General features: G+C 72.9%; 16 protein-coding genes. 7 read left to right on the top strand and 9 right to left on the bottom strand.

Annotated elements, in window-relative coordinates; genetic code table 11:
* Positions 1-28: 28 nt before the first annotated feature.
* The 5 genes from AC5WRL_RS05475 to AC5WRL_RS05455 form a co-directional block, all read right to left on the bottom strand.
* On the bottom strand, positions 29-721 hold the full coding sequence (locus AC5WRL_RS05475) for a GntR family transcriptional regulator (protein WP_496087141.1): 693 nt from the start codon (positions 719-721) through the stop codon (positions 29-31).
* A gap of 100 nt (positions 722-821) precedes the next feature.
* Entirely contained in the window at positions 822-2,564 is a 1,743-nt protein-coding gene (gene sucB, locus AC5WRL_RS05470; protein WP_496087140.1) for a 2-oxoglutarate dehydrogenase, E2 component, dihydrolipoamide succinyltransferase, read from the bottom strand.
* A gap of 69 nt (positions 2,565-2,633) precedes the next feature.
* Complete coding sequence (gene lpdA, locus AC5WRL_RS05465; protein WP_496087139.1) at positions 2,634-4,022, bottom strand: dihydrolipoyl dehydrogenase; 1,389 nt, start codon at positions 4,020-4,022, stop codon at positions 2,634-2,636.
* Between the two features lie 235 nt (positions 4,023-4,257).
* Positions 4,258-5,790, bottom strand: coding sequence for a leucyl aminopeptidase (locus AC5WRL_RS05460; protein WP_496087138.1), 1,533 nt, complete (start codon positions 5,788-5,790; stop codon positions 4,258-4,260).
* Between the two features lie 208 nt (positions 5,791-5,998).
* Positions 5,999-6,799 carry an adenosylcobinamide-GDP ribazoletransferase gene (locus tag AC5WRL_RS05455; protein WP_496087137.1) on the bottom strand — a complete coding sequence of 267 codons (801 nt, stop codon included), beginning with the start codon at positions 6,797-6,799 and terminating at the stop codon, positions 5,999-6,001.
* Positions 6,800-6,833: 34 nt separating this feature from the next.
* Here AC5WRL_RS05455 and AC5WRL_RS05450 point away from each other — a divergent pair, with 34 nt between their 5' ends.
* The gene (locus AC5WRL_RS05450) at positions 6,834-7,709 is read left to right on the top strand and encodes a hypothetical protein (RefSeq protein ID WP_496087136.1); all 876 of its coding nucleotides are present in this window, start codon (positions 6,834-6,836) and stop codon (positions 7,707-7,709) included.
* 150 nt (positions 7,710-7,859) lie between these two features.
* Here the strand turns inward: AC5WRL_RS05450 and AC5WRL_RS05445 are convergent, their stop codons facing one another.
* Both AC5WRL_RS05445 and AC5WRL_RS05440 read right to left on the bottom strand, forming a co-directional pair.
* Entirely contained in the window at positions 7,860-8,981 is a 1,122-nt protein-coding gene (locus tag AC5WRL_RS05445) for a nicotinate-nucleotide--dimethylbenzimidazole phosphoribosyltransferase (protein WP_496087135.1), read from the bottom strand.
* A 241-nt stretch (positions 8,982-9,222) separates the two neighbouring features.
* Positions 9,223-10,419, bottom strand: a complete 1,197-nt coding sequence (locus AC5WRL_RS05440) for a bifunctional adenosylcobinamide kinase/adenosylcobinamide-phosphate guanylyltransferase (RefSeq protein WP_496087134.1) — start codon at positions 10,417-10,419, stop codon at positions 9,223-9,225.
* Positions 10,420-10,550: 131 nt separating this feature from the next.
* Between AC5WRL_RS05440 and AC5WRL_RS05435 the strand changes: the two genes are divergently transcribed.
* Together AC5WRL_RS05435 and AC5WRL_RS05430 are read left to right on the top strand one after the other, a co-directional pair.
* Positions 10,551-10,766, top strand: coding sequence for a hypothetical protein (locus AC5WRL_RS05435; protein ID WP_496087133.1), 216 nt, complete (start codon positions 10,551-10,553; stop codon positions 10,764-10,766).
* A gap of 189 nt (positions 10,767-10,955) precedes the next feature.
* The gene (locus AC5WRL_RS05430) at positions 10,956-11,780 is read left to right on the top strand and encodes a S1 family peptidase (RefSeq protein WP_496087132.1); all 825 of its coding nucleotides are present in this window, start codon (positions 10,956-10,958) and stop codon (positions 11,778-11,780) included.
* 42 nt (positions 11,781-11,822) lie between these two features.
* On the opposite strand, the gene AC5WRL_RS05425 is transcribed toward AC5WRL_RS05430, so the two are convergent.
* Positions 11,823-12,872: a S1C family serine protease gene (locus AC5WRL_RS05425; RefSeq protein WP_496087131.1), complete on the bottom strand. Its 1,050-nt coding sequence runs from the start codon at positions 12,870-12,872 to the stop codon at positions 11,823-11,825.
* Between the two features lie 108 nt (positions 12,873-12,980).
* A complete protein-coding gene (locus tag AC5WRL_RS05420) occupies positions 12,981-13,571 on the bottom strand; it encodes a DUF3043 domain-containing protein (protein WP_496087130.1) in 591 nt (196 codons plus the stop codon).
* Positions 13,572-13,818: 247 nt separating this feature from the next.
* On the opposite strand from AC5WRL_RS05420, the gene AC5WRL_RS05415 reads away from it, so the two are divergent.
* From AC5WRL_RS05415 to AC5WRL_RS05400, 4 genes are all read left to right on the top strand, one after another.
* Positions 13,819-14,601 (top strand): PspA/IM30 family protein, encoded by a 783-nt coding sequence (locus AC5WRL_RS05415; protein WP_496087524.1) that lies wholly within the window; start codon positions 13,819-13,821, stop codon positions 14,599-14,601.
* A gap of 65 nt (positions 14,602-14,666) precedes the next feature.
* On the top strand, positions 14,667-14,945 hold the full coding sequence (gene pspAA / locus AC5WRL_RS05410; RefSeq protein WP_496087129.1) for a PspA-associated protein PspAA: 279 nt from the start codon (positions 14,667-14,669) through the stop codon (positions 14,943-14,945).
* A 113-nt stretch (positions 14,946-15,058) separates the two neighbouring features.
* Positions 15,059-16,384 (top strand): sensor histidine kinase, encoded by a 1,326-nt coding sequence (locus AC5WRL_RS05405; RefSeq protein WP_496087128.1) that lies wholly within the window; start codon positions 15,059-15,061, stop codon positions 16,382-16,384.
* A 66-nt stretch (positions 16,385-16,450) separates the two neighbouring features.
* On the top strand, positions 16,451-17,128 hold the full coding sequence (locus tag AC5WRL_RS05400; RefSeq protein WP_496087523.1) for a response regulator: 678 nt from the start codon (positions 16,451-16,453) through the stop codon (positions 17,126-17,128).
* Positions 17,129-17,133 lie beyond the last annotated feature (5 nt).

Here is a 17,133-nt window from a genome sequence, read left to right as displayed (position 1 = left end):
CATCCTGTGCCAGGACATTTCCGCATCTTCAGGCCCCCCGTGCACCCTGTGCCACCCCGGCGACCTCGTCCACCGCGACACCCTCCACCCCCGCCTCCGGGACGTGCGGCGCGCAGTTCAGCACATGCTCCTTCACCAGCTCACCGATCCGCGGATCACCCCGGGTGAACGCGTCCAGCAGCGCCTGATGCTCCTCCGCGTACGACTGCTGCCGCGTCCCCAGCCAGCGGATCGACAGCGCCGTCCACACCTCGATCCCCAGCGACTCCCAGGTGTGCAGCAGCACCCCGTTCCCCGAGGCCCGCACCAGCTCCCGGTGGAACGCCACCGTGTGCCCCACCTGGCCCTCCGCGTCCCCCACCCGGTCCGCCGCGTACAGCGCCGCCACATGCGGCTCCAGAGCCGACACATCGCGCCCCAGCCGCTTCGCCGCCAGCTCCGCCGCCATCTGCTCCAGACCCGCCCGCACCGGATAGATCTCCTCCAGCACGGACACGGTCAGCGCCCGCACCCGCACCCCCTTGTTCGGGACGGACTCGATCAGCCGCAGCGCCTCCAGCTCGCGCAGCGCCTCCCGTACGGGCGTCTGGCTCACCTCCAGCTCCACCGCGATCCGCCGCTCCACGATCCGCTCACCCGGCTGCCAGCGCCCGCTGACGATCCCCTCCACAATGTGCTGACGGATCTGCTCGCGCAGCGAATGCACGACCGGCTGACTCATCTGGCCATCACGCTCCCTGGAACTGCCTGCCCAAGAACAATAGGCCGCGCCCCGCCCGGAATGCTCCGGACGGGGCGCGGCCAGGGGAGGGACCGGGCGGTTACAGGCCCAGCTCGCCCTCGAACTCGCCGGCCTCAAGACGGGCCTTGACCTCGGCCAGGTAGCGGGCGGCGTCCGCGCCGTCCACCAGCTGGTGGTCGTAGGAGAGCGTGAGGTACACCATGTCGCGGACCACGATCGTCTCACCCAGCTCCGGGTGGTCGATCACGACCGGACGGCGCACCGTGGCACCGATGCCCAGCTCGGCGACCTGCGGGTAGTTCACGATGATCGTGTCGAACAGCGCACCGCGCGAGCCGGTGTTGCTGATCGTGAACGTGCCGCCGCTCATGTCGTCCGGGCTCAGCTTGCCCGAGCGGACCTTGCCCGCCAGCTCGGCGGTCTTCTTGGCGATGCCCGCGATCGACAGATCGCCGGCGCCCTTGATGACCGGGACCATCAGGCCCTTGTCCGAGTCCACCGCGATGCCGATGTTCTCGACATCGTGGTAGGTGACGGTGTCGTCGTCGTTCAGCTTGGCGTTGACGGCCGGGTGGACCTTGAGGGCCTCCGCCGCCGCCTTCACGAAGAACGGCATCGGGGACAGCTTGACGCCCTCGCGCGCCAGGAACGACTCCTTGGCCCGGGCCCGCAGCTTCATGATCCGGGTGACATCCACCTCGACCACGGTGGACAGCTGCGCCTGGCTGTGCAGCGCCTTCATCATGTTCTGCGCGATGACCTTGCGGATCCGGGTCAGCTTCACCGTCTGGCCGCGCAGCGGGGACGGGGTCTGCGGAGCCGGGGCGGCCTTCGCGGCGGCGGGGGCACCGGCCGCGGCTGCCGGGGCAGCGGCGGCGGCCTTGGCGGCCTCGGCCGCGGCGAGCACATCCTGCTTGCGGATACGACCGCCGACGCCGGAGCCGGTCACGGTGTTCAGGTCCACGCCGTTCTCACTGGCCAGCTTGCGCACCAGCGGGGTGACGTACGCGCCCTCGGCGGCCGGAGCGGCCGGAGCGGCGGGCGCGGGAGCCGCCGGTACGGGCGCCGGCGGGGCGACCGGGGCAGCCGCCACCGGAGCGGGGGCGGGCGCCGGGGCCGGAGCGGGGGCAGCCGGCGCGGGAGCCGGAGCCGCCGGGGCCGGGGCAGCCGCCGGAGCGGGAGCCGGAGCCGCCGGGGCGGCACCCGCCGCACCGATGACGCCCAGCTTGCCGCCGACCTCGGCGACCTCGTCCTCGCCGACCGTGATCTCCAGCAGCGTGCCGGAGACCGGCGCCGGGATCTCGGTGTCGACCTTGTCGGTGGAGACTTCGAGCAGCGGCTCGTCGGCCTCGACCGACTCGCCGACCGCCTTGAGCCAGCGGGTGACGGTGCCCTCGGTGACGGACTCACCGAGCGCCGGCAGCACCACATCGGTGCCGGCGGCGGCGCCACCGGCGGCCGGGGCGGCCGGGGCCGCAGGAGCGGCGGGCGCGGCGGGAGCCTCGGCCACCGGCGCCGGAGCGGCCGGAGCCGGAGCCGCGACCGGCTCGGCAGCGGGCGCCGCCGGGGCGGCAGCCGCCCCCGTACCGTCGTCGATGACCGCCAGCTCGGCGCCCACCTCGACGGTCTCGTCCTCGGCGACCTTGATGTTGGTCAGAATGCCGGCGGCGGGCGCCGGGATCTCGGTGTCGACCTTGTCGGTGGAGACTTCGAGCAGCGGCTCGTCGGCCTCGACACGCTCACCCTCGGCCTTGAGCCAGCGGGTGACAGTGCCCTCGGTCACGCTCTCGCCGAGCGCCGGAAGGGTTACGGAAACCGGCATGGTTTCTGTTGCTCCTTACGAGAAGTGCGGTGCGGATGGTTGCGCTGTGGTGGGCAACGCGGCCTGGGTTCAGTCGTGGGAGTGCAGCGGCTTCCCGGCCAGGGCCAGATGGGCCTCGCCGAGCGCCTCGTTCTGCGACGGGTGCGCGTGGATGAGCTGCGCGACCTCGCTGGGCAGCGCCTCCCAGTTGTAGATGAGCTGAGCCTCGCCGACCTGCTCACCGAGCCGGTCGCCGACCATGTGGACGCCGACGACGGCACCATCACGGACCTGCACGAGCTTGATCTCGCCCGCGGTCTTCAGGATCTTGCTCTTGCCGTTGCCGGCCAGGTTGTACTTCAGGGTCACGACCTGGTCGGCGCCGTAACGCTCCTTGGCCTTCGCCTCGCTGATGCCCACCGAGGCCACCTCGGGGTGGCAGTACGTCACCCGGGGCACCCCGTCGTAGTCGATCGGCACCGGCGACAGACCCGCCAGCCGCTCCGCGACCAGGATGCCCTCGGCGAAGCCGACATGCGCCAGCTGGAGGGTGGGGATGAGGTCACCGACCGCCGAGATGGTGGGCACGTTGGTGCGGCAGAACTCGTCCACCAGCACGTGGCCGCGCTCCATGGCGACCCCGGCCTCCTCGTACCCCATGCCCTGCGAGACCGGGCCGCGCCCGATCGCCACCAGCAGCAGCTCGGCCTCGTACACCTTGCCGTTGTCCAGGGTGACCCGGACGCCGTCGGCGGTGTACTCCACGCCCTTGAAGAAAGACCCGAGGGAGAACTTTATGCCGCGCTTGCGGAAGGCCCGCTCCAGCAGCTTCGAGCTGTTCTCGTCCTCCGCCGGCACCAGGTGCGGCAGCCCCTCGATGATCGTCACATCGGTGCCGAACGACTTCCACGCCGAGGCGAACTCGACGCCGATGACGCCGCCGCCCAGCACGATCGCCGACTTCGGCACCCGGTCCAGGACCAGCGCGTGGTCCGAGGAGATCACCCGGTCCCCGTCGATGGTCAGACCCGGCAGCGACTTGGGCGCCGAGCCGGTCGCCAGGACGATGTGCCGGCCCACGTACCGCTTGCCGTTCACATCCACGGAGGTGGCCGACGAAAGGCGGCCCTCACCCTCCACATAGGTGATCTTGCGCGAGGCGACCAGTCCCTGGAGCCCCTTGTAGAGCCCCGAGATCACCCCGTCCTTGTACTTGTGCACCCCGGCGATGTCGATACCGTCGAAGCTGGCCTTCACGCCGAACTCGGACGCTTCGCGGGCGGCGTCGGCTACCTCACCGGCGTGCAGCAGTGCCTTGGTGGGGATGCAGCCGTTGTGCAGACAGGTGCCGCCCAGCTTGTTCTTCTCGATCAGGGCGACGTCCAGGCCCAACTGCGAAGCGCGCAGGGCCGCGGCGTAACCGCCGCTGCCGCCACCGAGAATCACCAGGTCGAAAACGGTGCTGGCGTCGTTCGCCACGTCACGTTCCTCCAAGCATGGGGTTCACCGGAACCGGTCCACATCGACCGGCCGGCGGTATATGTACGCCGCGTGGTGTGATGCGCGGCTCGGTGTGGCTCGCCCCGGTTGGTTGAGCCCGGCCCTGTCCTGCCGGAACAACATCTTCGCACTTGTCGGCGACAAGTGAGACGCCGGGCCGGGCAGGGCCGGGGCTACCGTGACGGGCATCACGTACGGCGGGACGGGCCGCCGGTCAGTCGCGCGGCCCGAGGTCGCCCGCCGCGGCCCGCTCGGCGAGCAGCAGCAGGGTGCGGACGGCCGTACCCGTACCACCCTTGGGGGTGTAACCGAACGCCCCGCCCTCGTTGAACGCCGGGCCCGCGATGTCCAGATGCGCCCACCGGGTACCGGCCGGCACGAACTCCTTCAGGAACAGCCCGGCCACCAGGCCGCCGCCCATCCGCTCACCCATGTTCTTCAGGTCGGCGATGGTGGAGGTGGTGATCCCCTCGGCCAGCTGCGCGGGCAGCGGCATCTCCCACGACTCCTCGCCGGCCCGCGCCGAGGACTCGGCCAGCAGCTTCCGGAAGGCGTCGTCGTTGCCCATCACACCGAAGATCCGCTTGCCCAGCGCCAGCATCATCGCGCCGGTCAGGGTCGCCACATCGACGATCGCGTCCGGGGACTCCTCCCCGGCCCGCACGATCGCGTCCGCCAGCACCAGGCGGCCCTCGGCATCGGTGTTGAGCACCTCGACGGTCTTGCCGCCGTACATGCGCAGCACATCACCGGGACGGGTCGCCGAACCCGAGGGCATGTTCTCGGCCAGCGCCAGCCAGCCGGTGACATTGACCTTCAGCCCCAGCCGGGCGGCGGCCACCACGGTCGACAGGACGGCGGCGGCGCCGGCCATGTCGCACTTCATCGTCTCGTTGTGCCCCGGCGGCTTGAGCGAGATGCCGCCCGAGTCGTACGTGATGCCCTTGCCGACGAGCGCGATCGTACGGTCGGCCTCGGGGTGGGTGTGCGCCACCCGCACCAGCCGGGGCGGGGACTGCGAACCGGCGCCGACACCGAGGATGCCGCCGTAGCCGCCCTCGCGCAGCGCCGCCTCCTCCAGCACCTCGACGGCCACGCCGAACTCGGCGCCGGCCTCGGTGGCGTGGGCGGCGAAGGCGGCGGGGGTGAGGGCGTTCGGCGGGGTGTTCACCAGATCACGGGTACGGGCCACCTCGGCGGCCAGCACCTGCGCGCGGTCGGTGGCGGCGCGCAGCGCGGCCTCCTCGTCGTCACCGGTGCTCTCGGGGACGACCAGGACGACCCGCTCCACCGGGCCCGGGTCATCGGCCTCGGTCCTGCGGAACGCGGTGAACGCGTACGCGCCGAGCAGCGCCCCCTCGGCCACCGCCGCGACCCGCTCCGGGTCGGCGGCGGGCAGCGCGAACGCGGCCGTCTCCGTACCCGACAGCGCCCGGGCGGCGGCACCGGCGGCGCGGCGCAGCGTCTCGGGGTCGAAGTCGGCGCCGTCCTCGGGGGCGGCGCCGAGACCGACCGCGATCAGCAGCGGGGCGTCGGCGTCGGCCGGGGCCAGCAGCTTGGTGATCTCCTCCTTGCCACCCTTGGCACCGAGGGTCTCCAGGACGTCGGCCGCCCACTGGCTCACCCCCGCGGCGGCCGGGGCACCCGGCGCGGGCCGGGGGCCGTCCTCGCCCTTGACGATGCCGATGACCACGGCATCCGCGCTCACCGCTGTCGCGGAGGTCTTGCTGAGGATCAGTGCTGTCACGGTGCAGTAATTCCGTTTCGTCGTAGGTGCGGGGCCGCCGGCCCACAGGGTACGCGGGCCGGCGCCGGGCCGGCGGCCCGGGCCCGTCCGCCTCATGCCGCCGCCCACGGCCCGGTGGTGATCCGGGCGGCGACCCGGGTGGCGCGGCCGGCCGTTCCGCTTCGGCGAGCCACGGTCCGCAGCGGAGTGCGGCGCGCCGGACGGTGGGTCAGCCGGTGCCGGCGGCGCCAAGGGTGGCGACGAGCAGGGTGGTGGTGGCCGTGGTCTCGGTGAGGGCGCCCAGCACATCGCCGGTCATGCCGCCGAAACGGCGCCGGCAGTGGGCCAGCAGGACCTCGGCGGCGGTCAGGCCAAGGACGGCGGCGCAGCCGCCGATGGGGCCCGAGAGGAGCGTGCCGGCCAGGACGGCGGCGAGCCCGGCGGCGTACGCGGCGGCGCGTGGCACGCTTTCGGCCACGACCGCGCCGAGCCCGTCCGCCCTGGCCGCCGGTACGCCGGCCCGGCAGCCGAGGGTGAGGGCGGTGCGCGACACCACTGCGGCCAGCACGACGCCGGCCGACCCGTACCGTTCGCCCGCCCCGTACAGCTCGGCGACCGCCCCGATCTGGGCGAGCAGCACGAACACCAGGGTGACCACCCCGAACGGCCCGATGTCCGACCGTTTCAGTACGGCCAGCGCCTGCCCGGCCGGCTTGCCGCTGCCCAGACCGTCGGCCACGTCGGCGAGCCCGTCCAGATGCAGCCCCCGGCTGAGCACCACCGGCACCACCACCGTGCCGACCGCGGCGAGCCAGCCCCCGAACCCGAGCCGCAGCAGCCCCCACCCCACCCCGGCCGCACACAGCCCGATGACCAGACCGGCCACCGGCGCGCACAGCATCCCCACCCGGGCGGTCGCCCGGTCCCAGCGCGGCGGTCCGCCGACCGGCAGCACGGTGAGGGTGCCGAAGGCGAACCGCAGACCGTGCCGTACTGCGTCCAAAGGGGGTGCGGGCGGCGTGTCATCCATGAGCGGGCAGCGTAGCGCCGGACGCTCAGGAGCCATGGGGCACTGGCTGTACCGCAACATCGTCGAACCGGGGAAGCTGCCGCTGCTGCTGGCCCTGGCCTCGTTCATCATCACGTTCTTCGTCACCCGCTGCATCACCCGGCTGATCCGGGCCGGCCGGGGCCCGTTCCACAACGTCACCGGCGCGGGCGGCACCCACGTCCACCATGTGGTGCCGGGCGTGATCCTGATGCTGATCGGCGGCTTCGGCGGCATCGCGGCCGGCGCGGTGGGCGTCATGGCCTCGGTGGTGGCGGTGGTGTTCGGGATCGGGGCGGGTCTGGTGCTGGACGAGTTCGCGCTGATCCTGCATCTGCACGACGTGTACTGGTCGGAACAGGGCCGGCAGAGCGTCGAGATCGTGGTGGTGACGGCGGCTCTGGTGGCGATGCTGCTGGCCGGGTTCGTACCGCTGGACGTCCACAACGTCTCGACGGAGGAACGGCTGGGCCGGGGCAACGCGATCGCGACGATCCTGCTGAACTTCGCGCTGGTGCTGATCGCGCTGCTCAAGGGGAAGCGCTGGCTCGCGCTGTGGGGCGCGCTGTTCCCGCCGCTGGCGCTGGTCGGGGCGGTCCGCCTCGCCCGGCCCCGCTCCCCGTGGGCCAACCGGCTGTATGCCCGCCGCCCGAAGGCGGCGGCCAGGGCCGCCCGCCGGGCCCGCCGCCACGACGCGCGCTGGTCGGGCCCCAGCCGGAAGGTGGAGGACTGGCTGGGCGGTACCCCGACCGACGAGGAGTCGAGCGCGCAGCGGCACAGGCAGGAGGAGCGGGAGAAGGAGCGGGAGGAACGGCAGGAGGAACGGGGGCAGCGGGAGGAACGGGAGGAGCGGGAGCGGCGCGGAAAGCGCCACGGCCGGGGCGGCGGATAGCGACCGCCGGGCCGGCTCTCGCGGATCTTCGGGGATGAGGCCCGCGTCCCACCCGGCCTCCGGCCGGGAGCTGCGCCCCCGGTGGCCGGCGGCGCGGCCCCGCGAAGAGCCGGAAGAACCGGAAGAACCGGAAGAACCGGAAGAGCCGGCCTACGTCGCCTCGGTGATGGCCGCCTCCGCGGCGTCGTCGTCCTCCTCCGCCGTGCCCTGCCCGGCCGGCTCGGGTACCTCCGGCAGCTCGGCCGCCAGATCGGCCGCCGCGCGCAGCAGGGGCAGGGCCAGCAGGGCGCCGGTGCCCTCGCCCACCGTCACGCCGTGGTCGAGCAGCGGGTCCATGGCCATCCGGTCCAGCGCCTTCGCCTGGCCCGGCTCGCCGCTGCTCTGGCCCGCCAGCCACCAGTCGGGGGAGCGGAACGCGATCCGCTGTGCCACCAGCGCGCACGCCGCCGAGACGACACCGTCGAGGATCACCGGGGTACGGCGTACCGCGCACTGGAGCAGGAAGCCGGTCATCGCGGTCAGGTCGGCGCCGGCCACCGCCGCGAGCAGCGCGAGCTGGTCGCCGAGGATCGGCCGGCCCCGGCGCAGGCCGTCCCGGATGGCGGCGCACTTGCGCATCCAGGCCAGGTCGTCGATGCGCAGCCCGCCGCGCCCGGTCACCACCGAGGCGTCGGTGCCGCACATCGCGGCGATCAGCACCCCGGCGGGGGTGGTGCCGCCCACCGAGATGTCGCCGAGGAGCAGCAGATCGGTGCCCGAGTCGGCCTCCTCGTCGGCGACCGCCATCCCGGCCCGGAACGCCTGCTCGGCCTCCTCGCGGGTCAGCGCGTCCTCGATGTCGAGCCGGCCGGAGCCGCGCCGTACCCGGTACCGGGTGACCTCCTCGGGGAGGTCATCGACCGGACAGTCCACCGAGGTGTCCACGATCCGCAGCGGCACCCCCGCCCGCCGGGCGAGGATCGCCGCCGGGCTGGTGCCCTCCAGGGCGGACCGCACCAGCGTCACCGCGCTGCCGGCCGGGCGGGCCGAGACGTCCAGCCGGGCGATGCCGTGGTCCCCGGCGAACAGCACCAGCTTGGGCGACTCGATCGCTGTCACCGGCACCTTGCCCTGGGCGGCGGCCAGCCAGCCGCCCAGCTCGTCCAGCCGGCCGAGTGCCTTGGCCGGCAGCCCGATCCGGGACCGCCGGTCCTCGGCTTCCCGCCGCAGCTTGGCACTTGGCCGCTCGATGAGGTCGCCGAAGGCATCAAGGGTCAGACCACCGTCGCTCATGACGTAGAGGCTACCTTTCCGCTCCACCCGTCCCAGCGGCGCACATTCCCCGCCCGGGGCACGCCGGACAACCGACCCGAAACCCCCGCGACCGCGTCACGCCCCTGGCCCGGCGCCGGCCGCCGGCGCCGCCGGCGGGGTGTCCGACTGCGCCGCACCACAGGTCCGCTCGGCGGCCCCCGGCTCCGCGGCCCGGCCCGGCCCGGCGTGCCGTCCCGCGCCGCCCTCGTTGTGGGCCCTGTCAGGGGCGGAGGACCGTCACGGTGCCGGCCACGGCCAGCAGGACGTGTTCGCATTCGGCGGCGACGGCCGCGTTCAGGCGGCCGAGTTCGTCGCGGAAGCGGCGGCCGGCGGGCGTGGCCGGGACTATCCCCGCGCCCACCTCGTTGCTGACCAGCACCACCGTCCGCCGGGTGGCCCGGACCGCCGCGACCAGGGCCGTCGTGCGTGCGGTGACCTCCGGCAGGCCGGCGGCGGCATCCGCGTCCCACGCGTTCGCGCGGTCCATCGCGTCCGTCAGCCACAGCGCCAGACAGTCGATCAGCAGCGGTGGCCCGTCGGGTACTTCCAGCAGCGGCACCAGTTCGCAGGTCTCCGTCGTGGTCCAGCCGCCGGGCCGGCGCTCGCGGTGGGCGGCGATCCGGCGCTGCCACTCGGGGTCGGCGGGCCGCCGGCCGCCGGTGGCCACATAGGCGACCTCGGGGTACGCGGCCAGGCGCCGTTCCGCCTCGGCCGACTTGCCCGACCGCGCGCCGCCCAGCACCAGGGTCCGCCGGGGTGGCTCGGGCACGTCGCGGAAGTCGCCGACCGACAGCGTGGTGCCGTCCGGTACCACCCGGGCGCCGGCCGCCGCCAGCCGGCGGCGCAGTTCCGCGCCGGGCGGCACGTCGTGGTCGATGTGCACCGCCAGCACATCGGTGGTCCAGGTCACCGCGCCCGCCGCCCGCAGCCGGGCCAGCGCCTCGGGGCGGCCGGCCACGTCGAGCAGGCACATGTCGTACCCGGGCCCGTCCGCCGGCAGCCCGGCCGGGGCGCCGCCGGGCGGGAGGTACAGCAGCCTGGTCCCGCCGGGGCCGGTCACCGCGTACCCGGTGCCGGGCACATCCAGCGCCAGCGCCCGTACCCGGTGCCCGGTGAGCAGCGCCAGTTCCTTGCCGTCCGGGACCCGGACCGGCGCGGGCAGGTCGGCCGGCACCTCCACCCCGGGTGAGGAGTGCGGGTGGGTGAGCAGCACCTGCCGCACGCCGTGCAGGGTCCGGCCGGCGCGGGCGGCGGCCAGGGCCGGCCCCGGGGTGAGGTCGAGCAGCAGGACCCCGTCGATCAGCAGCGCGGTCGCGTTGCGCGCGTCGGGGCCCAGCGCCCGGGCGCAGGAGGCGCACGGGCAGCCGGGGCGGGGGAGGCCGGCGGGTGCGCCGGTGCCGAGGAGAGTGAGGTCCACGTGCTGATCCTCTCGCCATCCGATCGCCTCCGCTGTCGCAGCCGCGCGCGGACGGGGGGTGATCTAGTCTGCGAGTGCGGGCAGTACATACCGAGATCGGACTTGTAGCAGCAGCGAAAGCGGAGGCGTACATGGCGTGGGTGTGGCGGTTCGAGAAGGCAGACGGTTCGGTGGCGGCGACGGGCTCGGATCCGGGTGACTTCGGTACGCAGGGGGACGCGGAGAGCTGGATCGGGGAGATCTGGAAGGACCTGCTGGCGGAGGGGGTGGACCAGGTGTCGCTGCTGGAGGACGGCACCAAGGTGTACGGCCCGATGAGTCTGCATGACGCGGCCGATGACAGCTGAGCCCGTGATGTCCGCTTAATGACCCGTCAATTCCAGCCAGTTCATGGGCAGTTCAGCTTTCCATATCGCAAACCCTCGTCCCATGGGCCACGATGGCCACACGCGCCACGGAAGGGGCAGACGATCCACGCGATCGTCTGCCCCTCCGCACGGGGGCGCACGTGTATGACGAAAGGCGAGCAAAGACCTATGACGCACGCATCGAGCACAGCGGGCCGACGCCGCATCCTCGTCCGGGGGGCGGTCGCGGGGGCCGTCGCCGCGGGCGCGCTGGCCGCGTTCCCGGCCGGGGCCCAGGCCATCGTCGGCGGCGAGAAGGCCACCGAGGAGTACGAGTTCGTCACCGACATCACCATGCTCCGCGACAGCGGTCTGTTCACCCACCGCTGCGGGGGCTCGCTCATCGACGAGGAGTGGGTGCTCACCGCGGCCCACTGCGTCGTCTCCGGCGGCACCACCATCGACCCGTCGTTCTTCAAGGTGCGGGTCGGCTCCCTGGACCGCACCAGCGGCGGCGTCGAGGCCGACGTCGAGCAGATCATCGTCCACCCCGACTACGACTCCAGCACCTCGCACGCCGACCTGGCGCTGTTCAAGCTGGACCGCACCGTGGACAAGGAGCCCATCGCGCTGGCCGGCGCCCCCACGCTGCCCGGCGACGAGATCCGGCTGATGGGCTGGGGCTACCTCACCAAGTGGGAGCCGGTGCTCCCCACCGAGCTGCGCGAGCTCAACACCACCGTGATCCCGGACGGCGAGTGCGCCATCGGTGACGAGTACGACATCACCCCCGGCGACTTCTGCCTCAGCCCGGAGCCGGAGAGCGGCAGCTGCAACGGTGACTCCGGCTCGCCGATCGTCCAGTACGCCGACGGCCGCTGGCTGCTGGCCGGCGTGGTCTCCCGCGACCTGAACAACGACCCGGCGAACGTGGACTGCGGCGTCTTCAACGGCGTGGCCCCCAGCACCCAGCACCACACGGGCTGGATCAACGGCGTCGTCAACGCCGGCTGACCCCACGCGGGGCCGGGGACACCCCCGGCCCCGCACCCTCCCTCACGCCTCGCCCAGCGTCACCTCCGTGTCATGGCGGTCGCCGTTGCGCAGATACCCCACCGTCACCTTGTCGCCCGGCTGATACGCCGCCAGCGCCTCCGACAGCGTCACCACATCACTCACCACGTCATCGCCGAGCCGCACCAGCACATCCCCGGCCCGCAGCCCCGCCTTCGCCGCCGGGCCGTCCGCCGTCAGATCCACGATGGCCGCCCCGATCGGCTGGAAGCCGTCGCCCAGAATGGTCCGCACGCTCACCCCCAGCGCCGCCCGCCCCGACTGCGTCACCTCCCCGTTCTCGATCATCTGATCGGCCAGATCGGTGACCGTACGGGCCGGGATCGCGAACCCGATCCCCGGCGCCTGCCCCCCGCCCAGCTGCGGATCGCGCGCCGCCAGCGTCGGGATGCCGATCACCTCGCCCTTCAGATTCACCAGCGCGCCCCCGCTGTTGCCCGGATTGATGTCCGCCGAGGTCTGCACCATGTTGCCCAGCGTCGCCTGACCCTCGCCCTCGCTCACCGAGCGGCCCACCGCCGAGACGATCCCCTGGGTCACGCTGGAGGAGAGCCCCAGCGGATTGCCCATCGCCAGCACGATCTGCCCCACCTCCACCCGCCCACTGTCCCCGAACGTCGCGGGCCGCAGCCGGCCCGGCGCCTCGTCCAGCACGATCACCGCGAGATCCTGCGGGGGATAGGCGGCCACCAGGGTGGCCGCGAGCGGCTGCTGCTGGTCCGCCAGCAGCACCTCGAACTCCTTCTGCTCACCCACCACATGGGCATTGGTGACGATGTGCCCGTCGCTGTCGTAGATGATCCCCGAGCCGAGCCCGTCCGCCGTGGTGATCTGCACGACCGAGGGCAGCACATCGCTCACCACCTGCTGGTACGCGTCCTCCAGCGCCCCCGCGTCCGCCCGTGGCGCGATATCGGCGGCCGGCGCGGAGCGCTCCGCCTGCGTACAGCCGCCCAGCAGCACCCAGGCGGCACCCAGCGCGACGAGCGAGCGGCGGCGGCGGAGACCAGCGGGCCCCAAGATCGGCGTCATGCATCGGATTGTCACCGCGCACGCCCCCGGGACGGCGCAGAAGCGCTGCGCCATCCGGGGGGCGTGTGAAAAAAGCGAATCAGCCGCTCAGCCGTCGGCCGCGAAGCCTCAGCGGCCGGTACGAGGCGCCTCGCCCCGCTTGATCTGCGGCTTCGGCAGCCGCATCCGGCGCAGCTGGAGCGTACGCATCAGGGCGTACGCCCGCGCACCGCGCAGGCTCTCGTTCGGGTAGTGCTCCTTGAGCGCCTTCTTCAGCTGCCGCGAGGACACCACGGAGTCCACCACGATCATGAGGATGACACCCATCCACAGCAGCATCGCGATCGGCGCCGCCGACGGGATCATGCTCAGGATCAGGATCACCACGGCGATCGGCAGGAAGTACTCCGCCACATGCCACTTGCTGTCCGTGAAGTCCCGCGCGAACCGCCGCACCGGACCCCGGTCGCGCAGCGGCAGATGCCGCTCGTCACCGCTCAGCAGCGCCTCGCGCTGCTTGGCGAGCGCCACCTTGCGGGCGTCACGCTGCCGCTTCGCGGCCTCCTTGCGCGAAGCCGGCGGCTTGACGACGGCACGCCGCAGCGCCTCGGCCTCACTGCGCTTCGGGGTGGGCCGCCCCTTGGGCGCCTGGGCGTCACGGATCTGCGGCTCGGCCACCGTCGCGGGGGCCTGCTCTTCTTTCGCACGGCTTCGGAACACACCTCAAGAGTACGGGGTGGGGCCCGGGAACCGTGAGCCCCCTGGGGAAACCGGGGGTCACCCCGGGGTCACCCCTCCACCCTGCGCCGGACTCGGACAGGTATCGATCCTCCTGCGGGATGACCCGATTACGGGCCGGACGATGCGCTAATGGGAGAGCGCCCCGTAGGCTAGGGGATCAAGCAGCACAATGGTCTTAAGGTCCGAGTCCGTCATGAAGGGGGCGCCCAGGCCGATGAGTGGTTTGATGAAGCGGATGGGGATGATCTTCCGCGCGAAAGCCAACAAGGCCCTGGACCGGGCCGAGGACCCGCGCGAGACGCTCGATTACTCGTACCAGAAGCAGCTGGAGCTGCTTCAGAAGGTACGCCGCGGGGTCGCCGACGTCGCGACCTCCCGCAAGCGCCTGGAGCTTCAGCTGAATCAGCTGAACGGCCAGTCCTCCAAGCTGGAGGAGCAGGGCAAGAAGGCCCTCGCGCTGGGCCGTGAGGACCTGGCCCGCGAGGCGCTGACCCGGCGGTCGGCGCTCCAGCAGCAGGTCTCCGACCTCCAGACACAGCACGAGACGCTCCAGGCCGAGGAGAACAAGCTGACCCTCGCCGCCCAGCGGCTCCAGGCCAAGGTGGACGCCTTCCGTACGAAGAAGGAGACCATCAAGGCCACCTACACCGCCGCGCAGGCGCAGACCCAGATCGGCGAGGCGTTCTCCGGCATCTCCGAGGAGATGGGCGACGTCGGCCTGGCGATCCAGCGGGCCGAGGACAAGACGGCTCAGCTCCAGGCCCGCTCCGGGGCCATCGACGAGCTGCTCGCCTCGGGCGCCCTGGACGACCCGACCGGCACCTCCAAGGACGATCTGACCGCCGAGCTGGACCGGATCTCCTCCAACTCCGACGTGGAGCTGGAGCTGGAGCGGATGAAGGCCGAGCTGTCCGGCGGCAGCAGCGGCGGCCGGGCCGCCATCGAGGGTGGCAACGGCTCCGCCACGCGGGGCGACCAGCAGGATTCCCCCAAGTTCGACAAGCAGTGACAGCCTGTCCGCGCTGAAGAACACCTCCAACTGGGACATCTGGGATCAGGGGCAAGGAGACCGGTGTGATCGTACGGATCATGGGTGAGGGGCAGGTGAAGCTGGATGACAGCCACTTCCCCAAGCTCAATGAACTCGACGACGAGCTGACGGCCGAGGTCGAGGCCCATGACGAGGAAGGCTTCCGCCGCACGCTGAGCGCGCTGCTGGACGCCGTCCGGACCATGGGCACCCCGCTGGACGCCGACGCGCTCGAACCCTCCGATCTGCTGCTGCCCCCGCCGGACGCGAGCATCGACGAGGTCCGCGCGATGCTCACCGACGAGGGCCTGATCCCGGACTGACCCCGGGCCAACCGGTCCGGTCCGGCTCCGCGCCGACCGGCCGCACCCACCGCACCGGCCGTACGCGATACGGCCGGTGCCGGAAACCGGCCTCTGCTCGTACTCTTGGCAAAGTGACCGCTCCCCCCGCGACCCTCGCCCGCCCACGGCCCTGGCTGCTGCATCCGCTGGTCGTGGACGCGCTGGTGGCCTCGGTGATGCTGGCGATCGTTCTCGTCGCCTCCGTCACGGTCGGCAAGCACCCGGGCGCGGGTACCGCTGCCGCCGGAGGCTTCGGCGAACGCCCGCTGCCCGCCCACACCGTCGTCACCGCGCTGCTGGGCGCCGGCGTGCTGGTGCTGCGCCGCCGCCATCCCCGCCCGGTGCTGGGCGTCGTCATCCTGCTGACCTTCGTCGAGCTGATCATGGGCACGGACTCGCACCCGCCCGCCGAACGGCACACCTCGATGATGGTCATGGTGGCGCTGGCCCTGTTCACCGTGGCCGCCAGCACCGACCGACCCACCACGGTGCGGGTGGGCATGGGCACCCTGGCGATGGTCACGGTGGCCGGCATGCTGCTGGGCGCCCAGCCCTGGTACGCCTCGGAGAACCTCGGCATCATCGCCTGGACCGCCGTGGCCGGCCTGGCGGGCGACGCCATGCGGCACCGGCGGGCCGCCGTCAACGCGATACGGGAGCGGGCCGAGCGCGCCGAGGCCACCCGCGAGGAGGAGGCCCGCCGCCGGGTCGCCGAGGAGCGGCTGCGGATCGCCCGCGAACTGCACGATGTCGTCGCCCACCACATCGCGCTGGTCAATGTGCAGGCCGGCGTCGCCTCCCATGTCATGGACAGCCGCCCCGACCAGGCCAAGGAGGCGCTTGCCCAGGTGCGGCTCGCCAGCCGGCAGGCGCTGAGCGAGCTCCAGACCACGGTCGGGCTGCTGCGGCACCGCGATGACCCGGTGGCCCCGACCGAGCCCACCAAGGGGCTGGCGGTGCTCGGCGATCTCGTCGACGGGTTCAGCCGGGCCGGCATGGCGGTGGCCGTGGAGCGCGACGGGGAGGAGGAACGCCCGCTGCCGTCCGCCGTGGACCTGGCCGCGTACCGGGTGGTGCAGGAGGCGCTCACCAATGTGCACAAGCACGCCGGACCCGACGCCAAGGCCCGGGTGCGGATAGCGCGCGGCGGCCGGGGGGACGATGCCCGGCTCGAAGTGACGGTGCTGGATGATGGGCACGGCGGTGCGGCGCCCAGGACCGGTCACGAGGGCGGTGGCGGCCATGGACTGACCGGCATGCGGGAGCGGGCCGCGGCGCTGGGCGGCAGCTGCGAGACCGGGCCGCTGGAGGGCGGCGGCTTCCGGGTCCGGGTGGTGCTGCCGCTGCGCTCGCCGGGCGGCCCCGCGGTGGAGCGTGCCGCGCTCGGCGACCGGGGCTGGATACGTCCGTGCGGCTGATGCCGTGGCGGACAGCGGACAGCGGACAGCGGACAGCGGAGAGTGGAGAGTGGAGAGGGTGTGGGCATGATCCGGGTGGTGCTGGCCGATGACCAGGCGCTCCTGCGCAGCGCGTTCCGGGTGCTGGTGGAGTCCGAGCCGGACATGACGGTCACCGGGGAGGCGTCCGACGGTGCCGCCGCGCTGGCGCTGCTGCGGGATCAGGGCGCCGATGTGGTGCTGATGGACATCCGGATGCCGGGCCTCGACGGGCTCGCGGCGACCCGGGAGATCAGCGCGGATCCCCGGCTGAGCGGGGTGCGGGTGGTCATTCTGACCACCTTCGAGTCGGACGACTATGTGGTGGAGTCGCTGCGGGCCGGCGCGTCCGGGTTCTTGGGCAAGGGCGCCGAGCCGGGGGAGCTGCTGTCGGCGATCCGGCTGGTGGCGGCGGGCGAGGCGCTGCTGTCGCCGGCCGCGACCCGGTCGCTGATCACCCGCTTCCTGGCCACCGGCGGCCACGGCGCGGCGGGCGACGGCCCGGTGGCGGACCTCGATGTGCTGACGGCCCGGGAGCGCGAGGTGCTGGTGGAGGTGGCCGGCGGTCTGTCGAACGACGAGATCGCGGCCCGGTTCGAGGTCAGCCCGCTGACGGTGAAGACCCACATCAACCGGCTGCTGACCAAGCTGGCGGCCCGGGACCGGGCGCAGCTGGTGATGACGGCGTACGAGACGGGCTTGGTGCGGCCCCGGTTCCCCGGCTGAGCGGG

The organism is Streptomyces sp. NTD107, assembly GCF_059510435.1.
Note: the sequence above shows the minus strand (reverse complement) of the source record. Positions and strands in the feature narration are given on the sequence as shown.